At 41.3% G+C, this 4,424-nt stretch carries 5 protein-coding genes; all 5 read left to right on the top strand.

Annotated features, from left to right (window positions below):
- The first annotated feature begins 411 nt into the window (after window positions 1-411).
- The 5 genes from LC574_RS28415 to LC574_RS28395 all read left to right on the top strand — a co-directional run bounded on the left by LC574_RS28415 (window position 412) and on the right by LC574_RS28395 (window position 4,211).
- Window positions 412-762, top strand: coding sequence for a hypothetical protein (locus LC574_RS28415; RefSeq protein WP_229457000.1), 351 nt, complete (start codon window positions 412-414; stop codon window positions 760-762).
- A 96-nt stretch (window positions 763-858) separates the two neighbouring features.
- Window positions 859-2,370 carry an AAA family ATPase gene (locus LC574_RS28410; protein ID WP_229456999.1) on the top strand — a complete coding sequence of 504 codons (1,512 nt, stop codon included), beginning with the start codon at window positions 859-861 and terminating at the stop codon, window positions 2,368-2,370.
- 141 nt (window positions 2,371-2,511) lie between these two features.
- Window positions 2,512-2,862, top strand: coding sequence for a DUF1257 domain-containing protein (locus LC574_RS28405; RefSeq protein WP_012407317.1), 351 nt, complete (start codon window positions 2,512-2,514; stop codon window positions 2,860-2,862).
- A 196-nt stretch (window positions 2,863-3,058) separates the two neighbouring features.
- Window positions 3,059-3,778: a DUF488 family protein gene (locus LC574_RS28400; RefSeq protein ID WP_229456998.1), complete on the top strand. Its 720-nt coding sequence runs from the start codon at window positions 3,059-3,061 to the stop codon at window positions 3,776-3,778.
- Window positions 3,762-4,211 (top strand): DUF488 family protein, encoded by a 450-nt coding sequence (locus LC574_RS28395; protein ID WP_229456997.1) that lies wholly within the window; start codon window positions 3,762-3,764, stop codon window positions 4,209-4,211. Before LC574_RS28400 ends, LC574_RS28395 begins: the two co-directional genes overlap by 17 nt.
- The last annotated feature ends 213 nt before the right edge of the window (window positions 4,212-4,424 follow it).

Genomic DNA, 4,424 nt, shown 5'->3' with positions numbered 1-4,424 from the left:
CAAAATTATTAACAGGGCAATAACTCCGCTAACGATGGCGGCAAATCGATAAATTCTTCGCCCCAAACTACAGATTTTATTAGCAGTAGCCATTTACATTACACATTTTGCCAAAGTTACTGATTTTATAGAAGTACCAGAAACTCAGATCAATACCTTCGCCAATTTACTAGCTATTCTCGAATCCGTAAACTGCTGAATCAACTGCACCAAAAAAGCACTCATTAAAAAAAGTCCTGATTAATTCTCAGAGGTTTGTAATCAGCTATTTATCACTCAATAAACAGCATTTCAGCCTCAGATGTAAAGAAATGTAACAATATTGGCATCAAAACGTTTTACTGTCTTGACAACCAATAGAAGAACCGATAACTTGATATACATACCCGGGTAAGACCGTTAAAGAGTTATATGCAAACGCAAACTAAGCAAAAGGTCACTTTGTATTTATCGCCAGAGTTGCACAAGAAACTGAAGATTCGTTCAGCAGTTGATTCAGAACCAATGTCAGAACTTGCGGAACGTGCCCTCGTTTTTTACTTATCTAATTCAGAATTGGTTGACGAGGTAGATTCTTCTTATGGGCGGACTCATAGAGTTTATTCATGCCCAACTTGTGATAGCTCACTAGTATTACGTGATGGGGAACTAGTTGCTTTAGGCAATCAACCAGGAGTAGTTGGTCAATCACATCTTTCCATAGATGAAATGGATGAAGATGAAACCCATCCCAAGGGTGAGGAAGAGTTAGTTCCTTGCTAGATAAATAGGAATCATGAATAAATAATTCATAATTCGGTTGTCTTTACCAGAAGCAATGTCTCTACTGTCTCTATAAGGTCTCAAGTAGGTCGATGTATGAAAGAAGAGCTCAATATCCTAATTCAAGCTCAATACCCTTTAATCTACCTTGTGACCTCCGAGGAAGAGCGGGCCGAGCAAGCAGTTTCCACAATCGCCCAGTCGTTAAAGCCCCAACGTCGAGTATTTGTTTGGACAGTAACACACGGCATTGTGGAGTATGGTCAACCTCGGAATGTCACGCAACATAATACCGTGTCTCCAGAGGCGGCAATTGAGTGGATAATCCGGCAGAAAGAACCTAGTATATTTATTCTTAAAGATTTACATCCTTTTATTGATGCGCCTGCAACAAACAGATCGTTACGTGATGCGATCGCTAGCTTTAAAGGTACGCACAAAAACATCATTTTGATGTCGCCGATGCAACAAGTACCTATAGAGTTAGAAAAAGAAGTTGTTGTTATCGATTTTACACTGCCAGATATGGCAGAACTAAATAAAGTACTAACTCAGCATGTAGACCAAAATCGTGGTCGGCGATTGACAACAGAAGCCAGAGAAAAGCTTCTTAGAGCAGCTTTAGGTCTAACTAAAGATGAAGCTGAGAAAGTCTACCGAAAGGCGCAGGTAACTACAGGGCGTTTGACGGAAGATGAAGTAGATATAGTTTTATCTGAGAAAAAGCAACTAATTCGGCGTAATGGAATCTTAGAATACATTGAAGAAGATGAAACCATTGATGCTGTAGGTGGCTTAGAAGAGTTAAAAAGATGGCTCAAGCAACGTTCTAACGCTTTTACAGAAAGAGCGAGAGAATATGGTTTGCCTCAACCAAAAGGGATGTTAATTCTCGGAGTTCCCGGTTGCGGTAAGTCATTAATTGCCAAAACTACTTCCCGGCTGTGGGGTTTACCACTGTTGCGGTTGGATATGGGGCGAGTTTACGACGGCTCAATGGTGGGACGAAGTGAAGCAAATCTGCGAAACGCCCTAAAAACAGCAGAATCTATTTCCCCAGCGATTTTGTTTATCGATGAATTGGATAAATCCTTTGCTGGTAGTGGAGGTTCTTCCGATTCCGATGGGGGAACTTCAAGTAGAATCTTCGGCTCTTTCCTCACATGGATGCAAGATAAGAAATCACCAGTATTCGTGATGGCAACTGCCAACAGAGTAGAACGCTTACCTGGCGAATTCTTGAGGAAAGGACGCTTTGATGAAATTTTCTTTGTGGATCTGCCAACACCAGAAGAACGGCGAGATATTTTCAATATCCACCTCACCAAGCGCCGTGAAGACATCTCTCGATTCGATCTTGAGCAACTAGCCAAGATGTCTGATGGATTTTCTGGGGCAGAAATTGAGCAAGCGATCGTTGCGGCAATGTATGAAGCTTTTGCCCAAGATCGGGAGTTCACCCAACTAGATATTATTGCTGCACTGAAGGCAACATTGCCGCTGTCTCGAACGATGCAAGAACAAGTAACGGCTCTGAGAGATTGGGCCAGACAGCGTGCACGCCCCGCAGCATCCTCCGTAGCTGAATATCAGCGAATGGAGTTCTAAAGCTTTCCTCTGCCATCCCAGGGGGAAAGGCTAGCTCCCAATGCTAGCAGTTATAAGAAAAAGCCGCATCCTGCTAAGAGCGGCTTCGCCCGAAACAAACCGTTGTCGTTTTTCTCAATCTTCTCATTGGAGGAAACCCAAATGTCTCACTTTAGCACCCTGCGTACCAAGATCACCGATGCCGAAATCCTCAAAGCTTCTTTGCGCGACCTCGGTATCAGCGTAAAGACTGAAGCTGATGTCCGTGGTTACAATGGTCAGCGTGTCCGTTCCGACATCGTTGCTATGTTGGATGGCGAATATGACCTCGGCTGGTCTCGCAATAGCGATGGTTCTTTTGACCTAATCGCTGACCTGTGGGGCGTTGCTAAGAAGCACAACCAAACCGAGTTGATCAACTCAATCAACCAAAAGTATGCCGTTAACAAAACTTTGGCTGAAGTAAAACAGCGCGGTCTGCAAAACGCCAATGTGAAGTTGGTATTGCAATAACAATTTCTCTGCGCGTTCCCAAAGCTGCACGGGTTAACCATATAAATAGCGGTTAGCCCGCTTTTTTATCGGGACTGAGATTTATTTCTCAGTCCCGATTTTTGGTTAATACTCTTAATTAGACTATTCTTTTTGGTTATTATTACAGTAGCAGCGCCTTGAGTACTCTAAAAAATATGACAGCAGATGATGAATTATGAAAACATTCACTATTGGGCACTCAAATAATTCGATAGAAACTTTTATCAGACTTTTGATGCAACATGGAGTTACTGCTGTAGCAGATGTTCGCTCCAGTCCTTATAGCCGTAGATTTCCGCAATTCAACCAAGCTTCTTTAAAGGCAGCACTGAAAACTACAAATATTGCTTATGTCCCTCTTTGTAATCACCTTGGTGCCCGTCCCAATGATAGAAGCTGTTACGTAGAAGGTATGGCTCGCTACGATTTGATTGCTGCAACAGAAGCCTTTGCCATAGGATTAAATCGTCTTATCAAGGGTGCTAAACAACACCAAATTACTTTGATGTGTGCTGAACAAGATCCTATCGTCTGTCATAGAGCTATCTTGGTGTGTCCACATTTGAAGAAGGCTGGATTAGAAATTCAGCATATTCATAAGAATGGTGAACTAGAGTCACATGAATATTTAGAAGCAAGATTACTAAAGATACATAACCTAGATAAATTCTTGCATCTATCTAAAGATTTTGATGATGTAAATCAATCTGGAAAACAGCTTTCTCTTTTTGATATCAATCCTTACGATATCAATCCTAGACAGATAGATACTATAGCTAAACCTGTTGTGCGTGAAGAGTTAATTCAAAAAGCATATCAGCTTCAAGCTGAGAGAATAGCTTATGTAGAAGAAACAAATAGAGAACAATATCAATCTCATGAGCAAGCTAGTTAATTTATTTACTATCGGCTTCACCCAAAAGAAAGCTGAACAATTTTTTGAAACACTTCTAAAAGCCGGCGTTAGACGAGTCATTGACACGCGACTTAACAACGTCTCACAGCTTGCTGGTTTTACAAAAAAAAATGATTTAGAGTATCTTCTCCGTAAAATTGGGGGAATTGAATACATTCACATTCTTGAGTTGGCTCCAACCAAAGATATTCTCGACGAATATAAAAAGAAGCAAATAAACTGGGCAATATATGAAGAGAGGTTCAATCAACTCATCACAGAGAGACAGATTGAGAAGAAGGTTTCTTCAGACCTTCTGGATGAAGGTTGCCTATTGTGTAGTGAGTCCAAACCTCATAATTGCCATCGCCGATTAGTTGCTGAATATCTGCAAGGTAAGCTAGACACAACTATTAACATCCGTCACCTTTAAACATCATATTGACCAGGGTGCGAAGAGGAGCTTAAGGATGCCTATTTTTGAAATTATTTGCCTTGCCAAATCGATTAAACATGGCGGAACTTGTATTGCTGGGATGAAAACGGATGGTTCAGGGTGGCTTCGTCCAGTTTCAAATAAAAGAAATGGCACTCTATATCCAGAACATTACACTTTAGACGATGGCAGCGAACCTTGCAGATATTC

The organism is Nostoc sp. CHAB 5715 (genome assembly GCF_020829685.1).
Lineage (GTDB): Bacteria > Cyanobacteriota > Cyanobacteriia > Cyanobacteriales > Nostocaceae > Nostoc.
Note: the sequence above shows the minus strand (reverse complement) of the source record. Positions and strands in the feature narration are given on the sequence as shown.